Annotated in this window: 17 protein-coding genes; 5 read left to right on the top strand and 12 right to left on the bottom strand. The window is 45.0% G+C overall.

Features of this window, described 5'->3' with window-relative positions; all coding sequences use genetic code 11:
• Nucleotides 1–69: 69 nt before the first annotated feature.
• Complete coding sequence (locus ACINLD_RS00790) at nucleotides 70–1341, bottom strand: ABC transporter permease (protein WP_077737109.1); 1272 nt, start codon at nucleotides 1339–1341, stop codon at nucleotides 70–72.
• Nucleotides 1334–2230 carry an ABC transporter ATP-binding protein gene (locus ACINLD_RS00785; RefSeq protein ID WP_409445008.1) on the bottom strand — a complete coding sequence of 299 codons (897 nt, stop codon included), beginning with the start codon at nucleotides 2228–2230 and terminating at the stop codon, nucleotides 1334–1336. The genes ACINLD_RS00790 and ACINLD_RS00785 overlap by 8 nt, the downstream gene beginning before the upstream one ends.
• 118 nt (nucleotides 2231–2348) lie before the next feature.
• Here ACINLD_RS00785 and ACINLD_RS00780 point away from each other — a divergent pair, with 118 nt between their 5' ends.
• Nucleotides 2349–2534, top strand: a complete 186-nt coding sequence (locus ACINLD_RS00780) for a YhzD family protein (protein WP_077737110.1) — start codon at nucleotides 2349–2351, stop codon at nucleotides 2532–2534.
• Between the two features lie 67 nt (nucleotides 2535–2601).
• Here the strand turns inward: ACINLD_RS00780 and ACINLD_RS00775 are convergent, their stop codons facing one another.
• The 10 genes from ACINLD_RS00775 to ACINLD_RS00730 form a co-directional block, all read right to left on the bottom strand.
• Nucleotides 2602–2871 carry a hypothetical protein gene (locus ACINLD_RS00775; RefSeq protein WP_077737111.1) on the bottom strand — a complete coding sequence of 90 codons (270 nt, stop codon included), beginning with the start codon at nucleotides 2869–2871 and terminating at the stop codon, nucleotides 2602–2604.
• A gap of 17 nt (nucleotides 2872–2888) precedes the next feature.
• Nucleotides 2889–3029, bottom strand: a complete 141-nt coding sequence (locus ACINLD_RS00770; protein WP_179115746.1) for a hypothetical protein — start codon at nucleotides 3027–3029, stop codon at nucleotides 2889–2891.
• A complete protein-coding gene (locus ACINLD_RS00765; RefSeq protein WP_077737112.1) occupies nucleotides 3019–4137 on the bottom strand; it encodes a Rap family tetratricopeptide repeat protein in 1119 nt (372 codons plus the stop codon). Before ACINLD_RS00765 ends, ACINLD_RS00770 begins: the two co-directional genes overlap by 11 nt.
• A 122-nt stretch (nucleotides 4138–4259) precedes the next feature.
• The gene (locus tag ACINLD_RS00760) at nucleotides 4260–5027 is read right to left on the bottom strand and encodes an enoyl-CoA hydratase (protein WP_026586249.1); all 768 of its coding nucleotides are present in this window, start codon (nucleotides 5025–5027) and stop codon (nucleotides 4260–4262) included.
• A 132-nt stretch (nucleotides 5028–5159) separates the two neighbouring features.
• Nucleotides 5160–6677 carry a coproporphyrinogen III oxidase gene (locus ACINLD_RS00755; RefSeq protein ID WP_026586248.1) on the bottom strand — a complete coding sequence of 506 codons (1518 nt, stop codon included), beginning with the start codon at nucleotides 6675–6677 and terminating at the stop codon, nucleotides 5160–5162.
• 166 nt (nucleotides 6678–6843) lie between these two features.
• A complete protein-coding gene (locus tag ACINLD_RS00750) occupies nucleotides 6844–7707 on the bottom strand; it encodes a Cof-type HAD-IIB family hydrolase (RefSeq protein WP_026586247.1) in 864 nt (287 codons plus the stop codon).
• Between the two features lie 464 nt (nucleotides 7708–8171).
• Entirely contained in the window at nucleotides 8172–8525 is a 354-nt protein-coding gene (locus ACINLD_RS00745; protein ID WP_026586246.1) for a YlbF family regulator, read from the bottom strand.
• Nucleotides 8526–8626: 101 nt separating this feature from the next.
• Nucleotides 8627–9757, bottom strand: coding sequence for a DUF445 domain-containing protein (locus ACINLD_RS00740; RefSeq protein WP_077737113.1), 1131 nt, complete (start codon nucleotides 9755–9757; stop codon nucleotides 8627–8629).
• A gap of 241 nt (nucleotides 9758–9998) precedes the next feature.
• Complete coding sequence (locus ACINLD_RS00735) at nucleotides 9999–10388, bottom strand: hypothetical protein (protein WP_026586244.1); 390 nt, start codon at nucleotides 10386–10388, stop codon at nucleotides 9999–10001.
• Nucleotides 10385–10591 carry a helix-turn-helix transcriptional regulator gene (locus tag ACINLD_RS00730; RefSeq protein ID WP_026586243.1) on the bottom strand — a complete coding sequence of 69 codons (207 nt, stop codon included), beginning with the start codon at nucleotides 10589–10591 and terminating at the stop codon, nucleotides 10385–10387. The genes ACINLD_RS00735 and ACINLD_RS00730 overlap by 4 nt, the downstream gene beginning before the upstream one ends.
• A 459-nt stretch (nucleotides 10592–11050) precedes the next feature.
• On the opposite strand from ACINLD_RS00730, the gene ACINLD_RS00725 reads away from it, so the two are divergent.
• The 4 genes from ACINLD_RS00725 (at nucleotide 11051) to ACINLD_RS00710 (ending at nucleotide 14763) form a co-directional block, all read left to right on the top strand.
• Nucleotides 11051–12136, top strand: coding sequence for a YheC/YheD family protein (locus ACINLD_RS00725; protein ID WP_026586242.1), 1086 nt, complete (start codon nucleotides 11051–11053; stop codon nucleotides 12134–12136).
• Complete coding sequence (locus ACINLD_RS00720; protein ID WP_077737114.1) at nucleotides 12133–13476, top strand: YheC/YheD family protein; 1344 nt, start codon at nucleotides 12133–12135, stop codon at nucleotides 13474–13476. Before ACINLD_RS00725 ends, ACINLD_RS00720 begins: the two co-directional genes overlap by 4 nt.
• A gap of 169 nt (nucleotides 13477–13645) precedes the next feature.
• Nucleotides 13646–13855 (top strand): YheE family protein, encoded by a 210-nt coding sequence (locus ACINLD_RS00715; RefSeq protein ID WP_026586240.1) that lies wholly within the window; start codon nucleotides 13646–13648, stop codon nucleotides 13853–13855.
• Nucleotides 13856–13875: 20 nt separating this feature from the next.
• On the top strand, nucleotides 13876–14763 hold the full coding sequence (locus ACINLD_RS00710) for a helix-turn-helix domain-containing protein (protein WP_077737115.1): 888 nt from the start codon (nucleotides 13876–13878) through the stop codon (nucleotides 14761–14763).
• The last annotated feature ends 89 nt before the right edge of the window (nucleotides 14764–14852 follow it).

Raw genomic sequence — 14852 nt, 5'->3', positions numbered from 1 at the left:
CGAATGCACGTTCTATTGATCAACCGGAAAAAGCAGCTTTTCTTTCAAGCTGCTTTTCTCCTATTCTCACTATTCGTCTTTGGACAGGCGAAGCGCCTGTTTGATATTTTTCAGCCCGCCTCCGTGGCCGTACATGAGAACGCCGCCTTTATAAACCCGCGCACCGATGACCGCGAGAATGATGATGGTTGCGGCGGTGATGCCGATGCCAAGCGCCGCCTCCCAAAACGGAATATCAAGCATTCCCACCCTGAGAAACATAATCATCGGGGCGAAAAACGGAATGAAGGAAGTGACCGTAATAAATGGTGAGTCAGGCGCGTTTAAACCAAACATCGCAATCATAAATCCGGCGACAACCAAAAAGATCATCGGGGAAATCGTCTGCTGAACGTCTTCTATCCGGCTGACGATGCTGCCGAGAAATGCGGCAAGCGTTGCATAAAGGAAATAGCCGAGCGCCAGAAAAATCACGCCGTAAACGAGCGTTGCCACAGGAACACCGGATAGGTCGAAAAAGCCTTTAATCTGTTCTGCCGCTCCGCCTGCATTCTCTGCGTTTGCCTGCAGGGACATATAGCCTGCCAGAATCAGGACGGCCAGCTGTGTAACCCCCAAGAGGGCGATCCCGAACAATTTGGCAAACATTTGCTGAACGGGCGGTACACTGGAAATTAAAATCTCCATGACGCGGGACGATTTTTCGGTTGCCACTTCAGTCGCGATCATTGATGCATACATCACGACAGATATATAGATGACAAACAGGACGATATAGACAAGGCCTGACGCCTTCTCCAGCTCTTCCTCCGTTTTGGCCCCTTCTTTCAGAGCGACACTTTTGATTTTAACCGGTGCAAAAAGCTGATTCAGCTTTTCCGGCGGCACATTCAGCTCAGCCGTGCCGACGGCGATTTTCGTTTGTGAAAGCGCCTGTTCAATCGTGGAAACAGATGACTTCTCAGCGATATCAAGCGCCTTATATGTTCCGGAGACTTCGCCTTTTTGATCCTTGGCTAAAATGAGGATCCCGTCAAGCTTATCATCTCTTACGTCTTGTTCCAGCTCTTTTTCAGTCTTCTTCGCTTTTTCAAGCTTCAGCTCATGATCCTTGTCAATCGCCTTCACCTGCTGGGAAAATGGCTCATACAGCTGATTCGCTTCATCAATGACGGCGATTTTATCCGCTTCACCGCCGTCACTGTCAAACATGGAAATAATTGAGCCCAGGTTTGTGACGACCATCACCAGTGCAAGTGTGATCACAGTCGAGATGATAAAAGACTTCGTTTTCAGCTTGCTTATATATGTATGAAAAAGGACAATCCAAAACCTACTCATAACGGGCACCTACCTTTTCAATGAAAATATCATGCAAAGAAGGCTCTTCCAGTTCAAACTTTCGGATAAACCCGCGCCCTTGAAGCATGGAAAACAGCTCCCGGGAAATGTCCTCATTCTCGATTTGCAGCCTGACGCCGTCAGAAATCTCTCTCCACTTTGTAATCCCGCTCGCTTCTTTGAGAAAACTCAAGTCGTCATCTGAGTGGATCGTGACGTTCTTTTTGCCAAAAGAACGCTTGATTTCTTTTAATCTTCCTTGAACGACCGGCGTGCCGCGCTGCAAAATGCAGACGTGTTCACAGAGCTCTTCAACATGCTCCATCCTGTGGCTCGAAAAGACGATGGACGTTCCGCTGTTTTTCAGGGAAACAACCGCGTCCTTTAACAGCTCGACATTGACAGGATCGAGTCCGCTGAACGGCTCATCGAGAATCAAAAGGTCGGGTTTGTGCAGAACAGCTGTGATGAACTGAATCTTTTGCTGGTTTCCCTTTGAGAGGTCTTCAACCTTTTTATCCGCATATTCTGTAATGTGGAATTTTTCCAGCCATTTATCCATTTCTTTAAGCGCGTCCTGTTTTGACATGCCTTTCAGACGGCCGAGGTATACGAGCTGATCTCTTACTTTCAGCTTCGGATACAGTCCGCGTTCCTCCGGCAAATAGCCGATGCTGCCGGTGACATTGTAATTGATCGGCTTCCCCTTCCAGGTCACCGCGCCTTCTGTCGCATTCAAAAGGCCCAGTATCATTCGAAACGTCGTCGTTTTTCCCGCTCCATTTGCACCAAGCAGTCCGAACATTTCTTTCTCGGGGATCTCGAGCGTCAGATCGTTCACCGCTGTAAAAGAACCGAACTTTTTCGTTACATGATCGATTTTCAGCATCAAAAACTCCTCCTTCCAATTTACAATCATACGTTAGTCATACAAATTTAAAAAGGATTTTTTTGATTTTTATATAAATTTAAACAAACAGATCTTTATTTGTGAAAGGAGAATATAAATGGAAACATATTATGTAACCGCTTTCGATCCTTCGGGGGAAACCTTGCTGAATGAACGGTTTGAAGCGATGAATGAGGAAGAAGCAAAAGAAAAAGGAAAAAAGCTGTTGAAGGAAAAACAATTCTCGGACCATACCCACCGTGTAGTTCATTCGTCCGGTAAAATGATCGTGTTCCAAAGATAAAAGAAATCGCGAGGCGGCGCTTTGAAGCAGACACCGGTGTTCCGCCGCCCGTCCTTTGACTGCTTGTTTACCCGAGAATCAACGCGGCCAACAAGCCGAGGTTAAGCAATCCGAGCAAAAACGACACAAATGCAATGCCTTTATGTCTCTGCCAAAAATAGAGACCGTTTGCGATCAGCACAGAGATGATGAAAACGTCGAAAATGCGAAACGGCATGTCTTCCAACTGAAAGACCGGATTGAAGACAGCAGTTCCAGCCGCGCCCAGCACCAAAAACAGAGAAACTGACCAAAACGATTTCCACTCTTTTTCCGCCGGGCTTCCTAAATCCTCCATAGACTAAAGTGCGCCTCCTATGCCGTTGTATTCCCGTCCGAAGTCGTGATCATTTTGTCCGCATACAGCGAAGGGGCTTTTCCGCTTTCCGACAAAAAGCTCGCAGACGTCAACACACAAGCCAACGACAACGCGACAACCAGCAGCTTAACTTTCATACAACGCATCTCCCCTTTGAATTTTTCGTCTTGCCTGAGCGCCCTTTTCATAATAAAAAATGGAATCTTTCAGCCGCTCAACTTTATTATAATATTGAGCCGCGTCTAATGCCAGTTCTTCGACAACAGAATACATATGTTTCGACTCCAAATAATCAAATCCGCGTTCCACAGCGATTTGGTCCCCTCCGTCTAAATACAGTCCCCGCAGAATATTCAGCTTTGCCGCATGTTCTTCATCGCCGAGAGATGCCGCACTTTTGATGCCTTTTTCGTAACATTCGGCAGCTACAGCAAAATTGGCCTGTTTCAGATGGACGTACATCAAATTGTAGAGAACCTTTGGAATATATGATGAACTTTCCTGTTTGAAAATGGAAAGAGCGCTCTCCATGTGGTCGGAAGCTTCGCGGTATAATCCTTGATAAAAGTAGCAATTCCCCAAATTGAAATGTGCGGATGCCGTCAAATGGCTGTTTTCGATTTTTTTCGCATCTTCTAAAGCATTGGACAGACTTGTCAGCGCATCACCATATTTCATCGATTCAACCCAATTGCCGGCAATGATAAAATCGCAAAAAATCTTTTTTTCTTTCAGTGTTTCGTATTTGTTAAAAATCTCGGAAGCCAGCTCCGCATAGTTGATCGAAAGGTACCGCTGGTTGATATAATAATAAATTTCCGCAAGCTTATAATAAAACTCTGCCTTTTCAACCTCGTCTGCCAATACGCTCACTTTTTGTTCAGCCATTTTATAACAGTCGATCGCTTTGACGAACTGCTTTTGCTTAAATTCGTACATTCCTTTAAAAAACCAATAGTAATAGTTTAATAACCCCGTCATTTGGTCTTCTTTTTCTTCCAAATCCCGAAGGTTTTTTTCAATATTTTCTGTTTTTTCTGGTTTCAAATAGCTGAGCATCAGCTTATGCCTGAATTCTAGCAGCGAATAATAAAGCAGGACATCCTGATTTTCTTCCATGTCTTGAAAGTCGTTTAAAATTTCGGCTTTTAATGATTCACTGGCGGCGACCTGATTTTTCCGAATGGCGTTGTACCAGTCATTCAGCTTTGCAGCAACGAATTCAGATGGAATCTTTTGTCTCAATTTTCTCCGCCCCCTCGGCTCCAACAACCTGTGTCTTATGAATCATTTTATAAAAGTTTAAATTTTTTTACAAATCGTTTCAAACCTCATTCCCATGACCGCCATCCCATTCGTGCCTTTAGTCATTGGCGATTAAACCGGGGTTGCCGCTTTTCCAGAAACGCCCTGATTCCTTCTTGATGATCGCTTGTCCTTCTCATTTTGATCTGGGACACTTTTTCAAGATCAAGCGTTGTGCGAAGACGGCCGGCATTCAAAGTCTGATAAATTTTTTTCGTCTCAATCATGGCCGAAAGCGGCGATTCGAGCAGTTTTTCGAGATGCGCCCCAACATGGCGGTCGAGATCCCCGTCAAATACCGCATCAACCAGCTGAAGCCTCCTCGCTTCATCAGCCGTCAGCTTTTTGCCGCTCCAAATCAGTTCTTTGGCGGCGCGTTCACCAATTCGCCGTTCCAGAAAAAAATGCCCGCCGCCATCAGGGACAAGACCGATGCCGATAAAGTTCATCGCCAGCTTTGCTCCTTTGTCGGCAAGCACATGATCACAGCTGAGTGCAAGGCTCAACCCCAGCCCCGCCGCCGCACCGTGGACGGCCGCGACCGTAATCTTCGGCATGCTGTAGATCATCATTGCAATATCGGAAAGCGTATCAATCACAAGTTCTGACAGTTTTTCATCGGTGGACAGCATCATGTTGATGTCGCCTCCCGCTGAAAATCCCTTTCCGCTGCCTTTCAGAAGCAAAAGCATCGCTTCACTTTCCGAAGCAAGGGTCAATGCCTCTTTCAGCTCTTCAAGCATTTGGACATGTAAGGCATTATACGCCTCTGGTCGATTCAGGACAATCTCAAACATCTCGCCCCTGTCTTTCCATTTGATATACTCCAACTTTCAGCACCTCCGCGAATGCGTTTTCAAAAGACGTTAGCTTTACTATTCCACTTTTAATCTCCAAAACCTTTTTTTAAGTCTGAAGTTTCATTTCACAAAAAAACTGCCGGTTAGGCCGGCAGTTCAGATTTAAGCCCTATGAAACCCGCTTTTGGCGTCCTGTTCATAAAGCTCAGACAGGTAGCGAAGTTTTTCCTCTGTGTAGTGTTCAAACCTGTCGTTATATGTTTTGGGATCCTTCGGATTGGCGAAATGCGTGATTTTTCCTGTGTTCGGATCGACAAATTTACTTGCCGCTCCGCAGCCGATGCCGATGATCGTCTGCTTTTCTTCCATGATCATAATGTTGTAGATGCTTTCCTGTCCCGGCAAAGAGTAACCGATATTTTCAAGATTGCCGAGGATGTTTTTTTGCCTGTACAAATAGTAGGGATGATAGCCGTGCTGTTTTGTCCAGGACACTGCATCATCCATCATCTTGACGATTTCCCCGCGGTCGGCCACTTTGTATTTGTGCTTGTTTCTCGTCATTTCAGATGCCCGTTTAAATGACAATGTATGGACTGTCAGTGACTCCGGCATTAATGCTTCCGTTTCGCGAAGGGAGTTTTGGAATTCTTTGACGCCTTCGCCCGGAAGGCCGATGATTAAATCCATATTGATGTTCGACATGCCGTGCTTTCGTGACAAATGATATTTTTCAATCGTCTCTTCAACCGTATGATGGCGTCCGATCGCCTTCAGTGTCTCATTTTCGTACGATTGCGGGTTGATGCTGATGCGGTCGATGTTCCATTTGTTTAAAACGGCGAGCTTTTCCTCTGTGATGGTGTCAGGGCGGCCTGCTTCAACCGTAATTTCACGGATATTTTCCACATCGGGAAAGGAGCGGTACATTTCTTCATACAAAAGATCCATTTCTTCCGCGGAAATGCTTGTCGGTGTGCCCCCGCCGAAATAAACGGTCGTAATTTTCACATGATGGGTTTTGAGCCATTCGCCGATTTTCTGCATTTCATAGTGCAGACCCCACAAAAATGAACCGACCCGTCCGGCCTGCCCCCTGATGGCGTAAGCTGGAAACGTACAGTAGGCGCATTTTGTCGGACAGAACGGGATGCCGATATAAATCGAGACTTCCCTGTCCAATTCGTATAAATCAGGAACAGCTTTCAGCTGCCGGTCGATGATGTTTTGCATCAGTTCGATCTTTTCTTCATGAATTAAGTAATCTCTTTTTAATTCGGCATGAGCCTGCTCTTTTGACAAGCCGCTCTGCAGTTTTTTGTGAAGCAGCTTTGTCGGACGGACGCCTGTCAAGATGCCCCACTTCTGCACGATCCCCGTATGCTTTTGCAGCATCGTTAAATAAATATAGGAAACGGTGTTTTTCACCTGTTTGAACGCTTCTTTCTCCGACAAACCGGGCGCAAGTGATTTCGTGCAGTCGGCTTTGATGTCCGTATCTTTGATCGCTCCAGATGCGCTGACTGATGCCTCGTCCCGCTCATAGCGGAGGACAATCGCAAGGTCGGCTGTTTCTTCTTCAGCGAAAACAACCTCGGACTCTTCAAAAAATAGGTTGGCTATGTGCTCAAGGGGCCGCTGGAATCTTTCATCTTGAAGCCCTTCTATATAAATGCGCAATCTCATCACCTTTTTCGTTTCAAAACTTTCTTTAGTGTACAAAAATAACCGGGCAAAATCAATCCGGGCCGGCAAAAAGGCCTCCCCTCCCCGCATTTAACATTCCGGATTATGCCCGTAACAAACGAATCCCCGTTTCCAAAACGAAAACGGGGATGTTGTCGGATTATACTTTTCTAATATGGAATTTTTTAAGAAAGCCTTTGCTCTGCTGCATTCTGAAATATTCTTTAATCATATAGGCGACGCCCTGCTCATCATTGGATCGCGTCACCCAATCGGCTTTTTGCTTGACTTCCTGGACGGCATTGCCCATTGCCACACCGAGTCCCGCAAGCTCAATCATCGGCAGATCATCGATGTCATGGCCGATCGCGACGACATCGTCCATATTGAAGCCAAGATCTGCGGCAAGCATGGTCAAGCCCGATTCTTTTGAAACGCCTTTGTGGACGATCAGCATTTTTTCTCCAGCCTCGATGATATCGACCGAAGGAAAAGCGCCTTTGATCGTTTCTTTGATATCCTCTTGCTGCTCTTTTGTACAATAAACTTCAATAACCGGCGCACTGACCGGTTCATCCATCAGCATATCGCTTAAGGAATCAACGAACTGCACGGGATAAAAGATCGGATCAGACGGATGGATCATCGTTTTGCCAAGCAGATTGGAGTTTGTTTTTTTGCGGTTGCCGATTGAATATTTTTCATGGAGGATTCGTATATTGCAATCATAGCTCTCCAATATTTGAACAAGGTTGAACGTTTTTTCTTCGGAAATCCTTTTTTCCAACAATGGTTCATCAATATTGTCGGCAATAATGGCCCCGCTGTGGGTAATCAGTTTTGCATTGAGTTTAAGCGATTTGGCGATTTTTTGCGCCGAGCGAAAATGCCTGTTTGTGACAAGCGTAACATATACATCTTTTTTCTTTGCATATTCTATCGCTTCCTTCGTTGCGGGATGAAGCCGTCCGTTTGTCCGAAGCAGCGTTCCGTCTATATTGAGCGCAAGCATTTGTTTTGACACTTGGAGGTCCCCCTTCTTTGATGACTGAATCTATTACAGAGAATATGTCCTGATCCGCCTCTTTAGAACAGAGCTCTTTTGTTCAAATAAAAAAAGCCTGTGAAAAACAGGCTTTTGCTTCGCATCTTTTTGGATACGATCATGATTTCTCCCTAAAATATCCGAAAACAGCGAATTCAATGCCCCTTTTCATTCAATTCGCTGTATATAATGAACCCCTTTTATTTGACCGGAAGTTGTCGTGCTTTCCTTCAACAAAATCTGTTCATTTTCTCTGTACCCCTTAACATTTTGCCGCAAGTCAGTTTATCATGATCGTATCCCGGCAAACTATGAAAGCACTTACATTTAGTATTATCGCAACAATTTCACAAATTGACAAGTCTTTTTTTAAATGATTATGAAAGTTATTTATTCACCTAGTTAAAAACCCCCTCTTTTCCATGTAAAGAGGGGGTTTTTTATTAGCTTTCCGGATTTCCGTAAAGTTCTTCCAGCGGCTTCATGATGATTTTGTTCAGTTCGGCAATCAGCACGCTCATCCGCTGCTCTGCTTCCATCAGCTGAGAAATTTTTTCATGCTGCTGGACAAGCGCTACGGATTTTTGCGCCTGTTCGACTTCCTCCTGGGAGATGTCTTCACCGTTCATCTGTTTCTGCTGAAGCTTCAGCTGAATATCACGAAAGTTATCAAACATCTTTTTGGCAGATTGATCGGCATTCACCTCATCATAAAGGCTTTTCAACCGGGAGTATTCATCGCTTTCACGCAATGCCTTCTCCAAATCATAAGCCGAATCGTGCAAGTTGACCGTCATGTTCATACGCTCCTTTCCTGCCGTTATTTCCTCTCATGGAAATGGCACCACTCCACTATAACAAACTATGGAGTATTTTTCACAGTTATACAGACGATTTCTCAGATGAAGATCACGAAGAGGGCTTGAACCGCTCCGATGATTCCGCCAAGCAATCCGCCTAAATACGTGATCATCTTAAACTCCCGTTTCGAGATGGACAAGACCATTTCCTCGAGACGCTCGACCGGAAAATTGTCGACCTGCTCCTTTACGATGTCTTCAAGCTGGAGCCTTTTCAATATATCTTCCAGGCGGCGCCCTGCTTCTTCAAGAAGGCGGTCGGTCACTTCCGGCAGACGTTTTTCAACCTCCTGTTCGATCATGGAGACGTATGAGCCTGTCGTTCTTTCAAAAAAAGGCGCGAGCGAAAATCGCTTCATCAGCTTTTGTTTCATCTTCATGATCAAGGTTTGAAGGTTCCATTTGTCATCCGCTTCTTTAAAAGTATACTCCTTCAGCTTGTCCCATTCATTTTCAAGCAAATCCATCAGCAGCCGTGCGGTTTCACCGTTTTTCAAAAACTTGATGATCTCCGGCTGAACGCGGTCAACCAGGCTGCTGTTGCCTAAAAACATCTGCACCATGCTCCCGAGCATGCCGCGCTCTTTCAAAAAATCGTCAATCATATGTCCAAGGCGGCTTTTCCCTTCATCACTTTCAAAATAGCTGACAGCCCGCTGCAAAATATAGTCGGACACCATCGGGATTTTTTCTTTCAGCTTTTCCTGTGCTTCTATAGGAATCAGCTCTTTCAGCGGTTCATGTTCATACGCCTCCAAAAGGGCAGACAGCTTTTCATCCGTCCATTTGTTCACATATTGGTCGGCCTTCTGGGCGGGATCGGCAATTCCGATTTTTTCGAGCGCTTCTCCAAGCGTAAGCGTCGATTGGCCTGCGTGCGACAAGAGCCGCCTCCCCAATTGGAGCGCCTCTTTTTTGACCGCGTCCGATGTCAGCCTTTTTTGGATTCCCTCCGTTGTCAGCAGGTGACCTGTGACCATCTGTCCCATCTGCCTCGCCAGTTCATCACGTCTTTTCGGAATCAAACCGGGTGTAAAAGGGATCCGCTTCCCGAATATGTAATGCGCCTTATATGGGCGAAAAAGCATTTTGATCGCAAAGTGATTCGTCACAGCGCCAATCAGTGCGCCAATTGCAATCATGATGATAAAAATTCCTAAAACATACATTTATTTTTCAACTGCCTTCCATTCACCTGATGTCATTGCTGCCTAGACTGCACACGGCCTTCCGCAGCTGGGACCCGTTATGCCTATCATTATCTAAGGATACACTGTTTCATAATAGGAACCTGAAGCACCTTACACTCGCCTCTATTTAAAAAATGAATAAGCTGCGTCTTCTTTAGGATTGCCTTTTTCCTTTACTTACAGAAATTTATTTTCATGCTAGAGAAAAAAGTTATACATATTACTGATATTTTTTTGCAACTAAAAACTCAATAAAAGGTAAAGTTATCATTGATAGCGCTAATAACAGCAATAGAAAGATATTCATTGTCTCGTTTATAAATTGGTCAGCAGCTACTGCTCCAAAAATAAAAAATGTCAGAAGAAAATAACTCACTTTCGAACTTTTCTCTGTAATCCTTTGTCCGAGCTCTTCCTCCTGCAATATTCCATCTTGCTCTTTCTTTGTTCCCCAAGTGATAGCAGAAAAAAATATCATCAACAAAGCACCCATACTCATAACTTCGTTAAATCCAACAGCTTTTCCAACAACAATCTTATAAATTGTAAAGCCTATCACAATCAGAGCAGCTATACCCGATATTGCTGAACTCATTTTTCGAGTGCTCATCCTTCTCCCTCCCTTTCATTTAAAAACAAGATATCAACCCTAACTTCTAAATTTTTTGCAATATCAAATGCTAATTGTAAACTGGGGTCATATTTATTGTTTTCAATGGCATTAATCGTCTGTCTGCTCACATTGCATAAGTCTGCCAATTTTCCTTGCGAGATGTTTTTTTTCTCTCGATACTCCTTGATTTGATTTTTCATCAGATTTCCACCTTCACAATAAGATAGGTGTTAAAAAGTTTTTACATACAGAGTATAAAAAAAGATGGTTAAGGTGTCAAATCTTTTTTACATCCAAACCATCATATCAAAATATGTCTTCTTTCGCTAACCTATCCTTTAATTGAAGTCCATTTCTTCACAATCTCCATCATGATATTATCCAGCGTTTATTTGAACGTCTTATTCCATTAAATCAACCGATTGCGGAACAAAAATAACATGGGACAGGCGTTTGAACAATAAAATTGGTCAAGTGGCTTTTATTTAGGGCGAAAAATATTTTTAATAAATTTCCAATTTATAAATGCCTATTTCCGCAGTTTCAGGCGTATCATTTAACAGAAGTTCATGTATATGATGATTGTCCCCACGGCTTAAAGAGTTAGCCGCGTCCTTTTCTTTGGCCGGCTAAGCGTTTTTTAACAAGGAGGAATATGCATGCTGACGCTTGGATTTATGTCGCTGTCCAACGATCATGAAAAAGATTATGCCGAGGAATTGGCGAAAATGGCTTCGGAATACGGCATTCGCTTGATCCGGTTTACACCTTTGGATATCTCTCCGGGCTCCCTATTTGTTAAAGCGCTCACATATCACCCCAAATCGGGACAGTGGAACGAAGTCGAACGGGAAATTCCCGAAGTGATCTATGACCGCTGCTTTTACGGCCGCGATCAGCAATCGAAGAAAGCAAAACCGATCGTTGAATGGCTCAAAAAATACCCGAAAACGGTCTTCCTCGGACTTGGACTCCCTGATAAATGGACGGTTTACAAGGCTTTAAAGGCCGACTCCATTCTCCAGTCCTATTTGCCTGCCACGAGGCTTGCGGCCAGCGCGCAGGATATACTGCGCCTCCTTGCCAAAGAAAAATCGTGCATCTTAAAACCCGCTTCCGCATCAGGAGGACGCGGCATCATCCACCTCGAAATGACGGGGAAAACGGTGAAAGCCTCTTACCAAACAGGGAAGCATAAACAGCTCAAATCGTTTTCAAAGCAGGCTTCCTTTGAAACATGGTGCAAAAAAGTCCTGCAGCACCGCTATCTATTGCAATCGTTCCTCGACATTCAAGACAAAGACGGCTACCCGTGCGACATCAGACTGCTTTTGCAAAAAAACCGCTCGGGGGAATGGGAAACGGCCGGGAAAACGGTGCGCAGAAGCTACCAGCACGGACTGCTGGCGAATCTGACCGGGGATGCTGAATCGGTAAGCTTTGACAGCTGGCTCGTATCCGTTCCCAAGAAGCGCCAAGCCGTCCTTCTTGATGATTTGGAGACGATTGCTCAAGCCGTGCCAAAAGCGCTCGAATCCGGGCATGGGCCGTTATTTGAGCTCGGCCTTGATATTTGCTTGACGAAAGATGGAAAGGTTTGGCTTCTTGATGTCAATTCTAAGCCGGGAAAAAAAGCTTTTTTAAAACATTCCCCTGAAAGCAGACTGCTTTTGCATCAAGGTCCCCTGGAATACTGCTCCTTTTTGGCGGAAACGTTCGATAAGAAAGGGGCTGGGAAAAGATGACCGGTCAAACGTTTACGGTCGGGATCCATCCAAACAGTGAAAACACGATGCTGATTCCCGCTCCTTTCAAACAGGAAGGTCTGCTTTATGCGGCTTTTGGAATGTGTGTAGAAAGGTGTCATATCTCCTTTGACAGTCATTTGCAGCGAACGGTTTTGCTCTCTGAGAATCTGTACAAAAGTCTGCGGATTCCGCACCGCGGGAAAGCGACCTTGTTTTTCCGCGATAATACCGTCCATATCGGGCCGTTAATCGGGATATTCACCGCCGGCTTCACAAAGTCGGAGCATGAGCCTCTGAGAGACCGTTCTTTGTTTTTTTCGAAGCTTTTAACAATGGAGCTTCCGGCCGGCGGCTATTGCTATCTGTTTGGCACCCATCAAATCCAGTGGGAAGAAGGAACGGTCCGCGGCCTCATCTTCAGGGAAAACGGCTGGGAGGAAGCCGTCGTTCCCCTGCCGAACGTCGTTTACGACAGGCTGCCGAATCGAAAGGCGGAAGACTCGGCCGCCCTGCAGGAAGCGAAGGTGCGTCTGGTGAACGAATACCGGATTCCATGGTTTAATCCCGGCTTTTTTAATAAATGGGATGTATATGAAGCCTTACGGCATGACGAAAGAACGAAAGAATTCCTTCCTTATTGCGAATTAGAGCCCGGTGCAGAAACAATCAGCGACATGCTGAAGCAATATGGCGTCATCTATGTAAAGCCGACCGACGGCAGCTTGGGAAACGGCATTTTTCAGCTTTCTAGAGGTGAGGATCAACACTTTTTGGCAAAGGACGCTAAAAGCGAGAAAACGTATCCGGGAGCGGACGCTTTTTTAAACGATTTAAAAAAACGTCTGAAAGCCCCGTATATCGCCCAGCAAGGTATTGAACGGGTCAAGGTCGGCGATCGGCCCGCGGATTTTCGGGTGCATACGAACAAAAACGGAAAAGGAAAATGGACCGTAACAGCAATCGCCTGCAAAATCGCGGAAAAAGACGGCATCACAACTCATCTTTCAAAGGGAGGCGCCGTCAAAACGCTTGGAGAAATCTATGATGACCCCAAGGAGAGGCTGCTTATTCTGCAAAAGCTGACCAAAACAGCTCTAGTCATCAGCAGTGTCCTTGACGAAAAAATACACGGCTTTATCGGTGAAATCGGTCTTGATCTCGGGATGGACGTGTCAGGAAAGGTTTGGATATTCGAGGCCAACTCCCGTCCGGGCAGAGGAATTTTCGCCCATCCCCGTCTATCATCTGTCAGCCATTTGACGAAAAAAAGAAATTTCGAATACGCGTCTTACTTAACCGAACAATCGCTCCTCCATCCGGAGAGCATGTGGACCTAGATGAAAACCGTGAAGTTGATGCTTCACGGTTTTTTGTGGAGAAACCATTTGAAAAGAGCCTATGATCTTTGCTGTGAATAAGATACAATGATAACAAATCAACGTTGGATAGCCGGCTTGTGGTTCGACCGCGGAACATTTAGAAATCGATTAAGGAGCGTGGCACTTTATGATTTCTCACTTTCAATGGAAGCCGTTGTTTAAACAAGAAAAACTGCCTGGCTGGAAAATTTCGTTTTACCATAATGGAACACATTATGAAGGCATTTACCATCGCTCTGGGGAAATTGAATGGGGCAGCGTTTATCCGCCTCATGATGATGAGCCTTCCCTTAAAAGCGAAATTCATGAATTAATGCTCTTTCATATTTACGAATAAATGAAAAGGACGTTTTCAGGATGCTGGAAAAATTAAAAATGTTGTACGGCGAAAGAATGGTTGCCTCCGGCTCGGCTCCAAAACATGAAACGCTCTGGTATCAAACGGACGAAGGCGAAACGTTCGGCGTTTTAAAAGAAGCGGTGACAGACCGGGAAAAACGGCTGCTCTCGGCGCTGTTTCAGCCTTTTAGAGAACCGGAGGCGCCCGAGCTTACACTGCGCGAAAAAGAATGGCATCAATATATTTTTGCCAATGCCCCTCTACACAATCTGGAAAACATTCAGCATGTCCAAGGACATTTTTTCAAAATGAAACATTCGCCTGAAGAAAGACAGGCGATAAAAGAGGCCGTCAGCGGTTTTTTTGAAAAACCGCTTATTGTGTGGTATGACCTTCATGAAGCGGTCATCCTTCATGAAGATCCTTCTGTGTTTCTCTCAAAAAAAGAATTGGAAGAGCTGTCTGACGCCTTGACGAGCGATTTTTTGTCAACCCCTGTATTTTTCAGCGGCCAGCTTCATCAAGTGAACGCTTCGCTCCAAGAAAAAATCCGCTTTGAAAAACAAATGTTCCACCATATGCTGGCGAACAATAATCGCGGAAATGTCGCTTCATTTTGCCAGTGCCTCCCGTCATTTTTGCTGGCGGCACCGGAAAAAATCAATGCCTCGCTATTTTCGGACGCCATGCGAGATGCCCTGGCTGATCCGGAAATCTCCTTGACGATCCGGACGTATTTGAGATGCAGCCTGAACGCATCTCTGACAGCCAAAGAACTATTTATCCACCGGAACAGTCTGCAATACAGGATTGACAAATTTATTGAACGGACGGCAATTGATATCAGACAGTTTGAAGAAGCAGCAGCCGTTTATTTGATCCTGCATGTTCTCAAGCTTTTCTAGCAATCTGCACGAACTCAAATTGTGCACCCTGTCCATTTACACCGCCCATTCATTTCTATAAGATAAAAATAAATTAAGCGCTTACATAA

Origin of the sequence: Bacillus sp. z60-11 (assembly GCF_046464135.1) — a bacterium.
Classification (GTDB): domain Bacteria; phylum Bacillota; class Bacilli; order Bacillales; family Bacillaceae; genus Bacillus; species Bacillus sonorensis_A.
This window is presented reverse-complemented; position numbering and strand designations above follow the sequence as displayed.

What these genes read in the sequence shown, in the direction of transcription:
- ACINLD_RS00730 (WP_026586243.1), bottom strand. Translation starts at nt 10,591, where the DNA reads ATGAAAAATCAAATCAAGGAGTATCGAGAGAAAAAAAACATCTCGCAA.
- ACINLD_RS00725 (WP_026586242.1), top strand. Translation starts at nt 11,051, where the DNA reads ATGCTGACGCTTGGATTTATGTCGCTGTCCAACGATCATGAAAAAGAT.
- ACINLD_RS00740 (WP_077737113.1), bottom strand. Translation starts at nt 9,757, where the DNA reads ATGTATGTTTTAGGAATTTTTATCATCATGATTGCAATTGGCGCACTG.
- ACINLD_RS00720 (WP_077737114.1), top strand. Translation starts at nt 12,133, where the DNA reads ATGACCGGTCAAACGTTTACGGTCGGGATCCATCCAAACAGTGAAAAC.
- ACINLD_RS00780 (WP_077737110.1), top strand. Translation starts at nt 2,349, where the DNA reads ATGGAAACATATTATGTAACCGCTTTCGATCCTTCGGGGGAAACCTTG.
- ACINLD_RS00715 (WP_026586240.1), top strand. Translation starts at nt 13,646, where the DNA reads ATGATTTCTCACTTTCAATGGAAGCCGTTGTTTAAACAAGAAAAACTG.
- ACINLD_RS00790 (WP_077737109.1), bottom strand. Translation starts at nt 1,341, where the DNA reads ATGAGTAGGTTTTGGATTGTCCTTTTTCATACATATATAAGCAAGCTG.
- ACINLD_RS00775 (WP_077737111.1), bottom strand. Translation starts at nt 2,871, where the DNA reads ATGGAGGATTTAGGAAGCCCGGCGGAAAAAGAGTGGAAATCGTTTTGG.
- ACINLD_RS00770 (WP_179115746.1), bottom strand. Translation starts at nt 3,029, where the DNA reads ATGAAAGTTAAGCTGCTGGTTGTCGCGTTGTCGTTGGCTTGTGTGTTG.
- ACINLD_RS00785 (WP_409445008.1), bottom strand. Translation starts at nt 2,230, where the DNA reads ATGCTGAAAATCGATCATGTAACGAAAAAGTTCGGTTCTTTTACAGCG.
- ACINLD_RS00745 (WP_026586246.1), bottom strand. Translation starts at nt 8,525, where the DNA reads ATGACGGTCAACTTGCACGATTCGGCTTATGATTTGGAGAAGGCATTG.
- ACINLD_RS00735 (WP_026586244.1), bottom strand. Translation starts at nt 10,388, where the DNA reads ATGAGCACTCGAAAAATGAGTTCAGCAATATCGGGTATAGCTGCTCTG.
- ACINLD_RS00710 (WP_077737115.1), top strand. Translation starts at nt 13,876, where the DNA reads ATGCTGGAAAAATTAAAAATGTTGTACGGCGAAAGAATGGTTGCCTCC.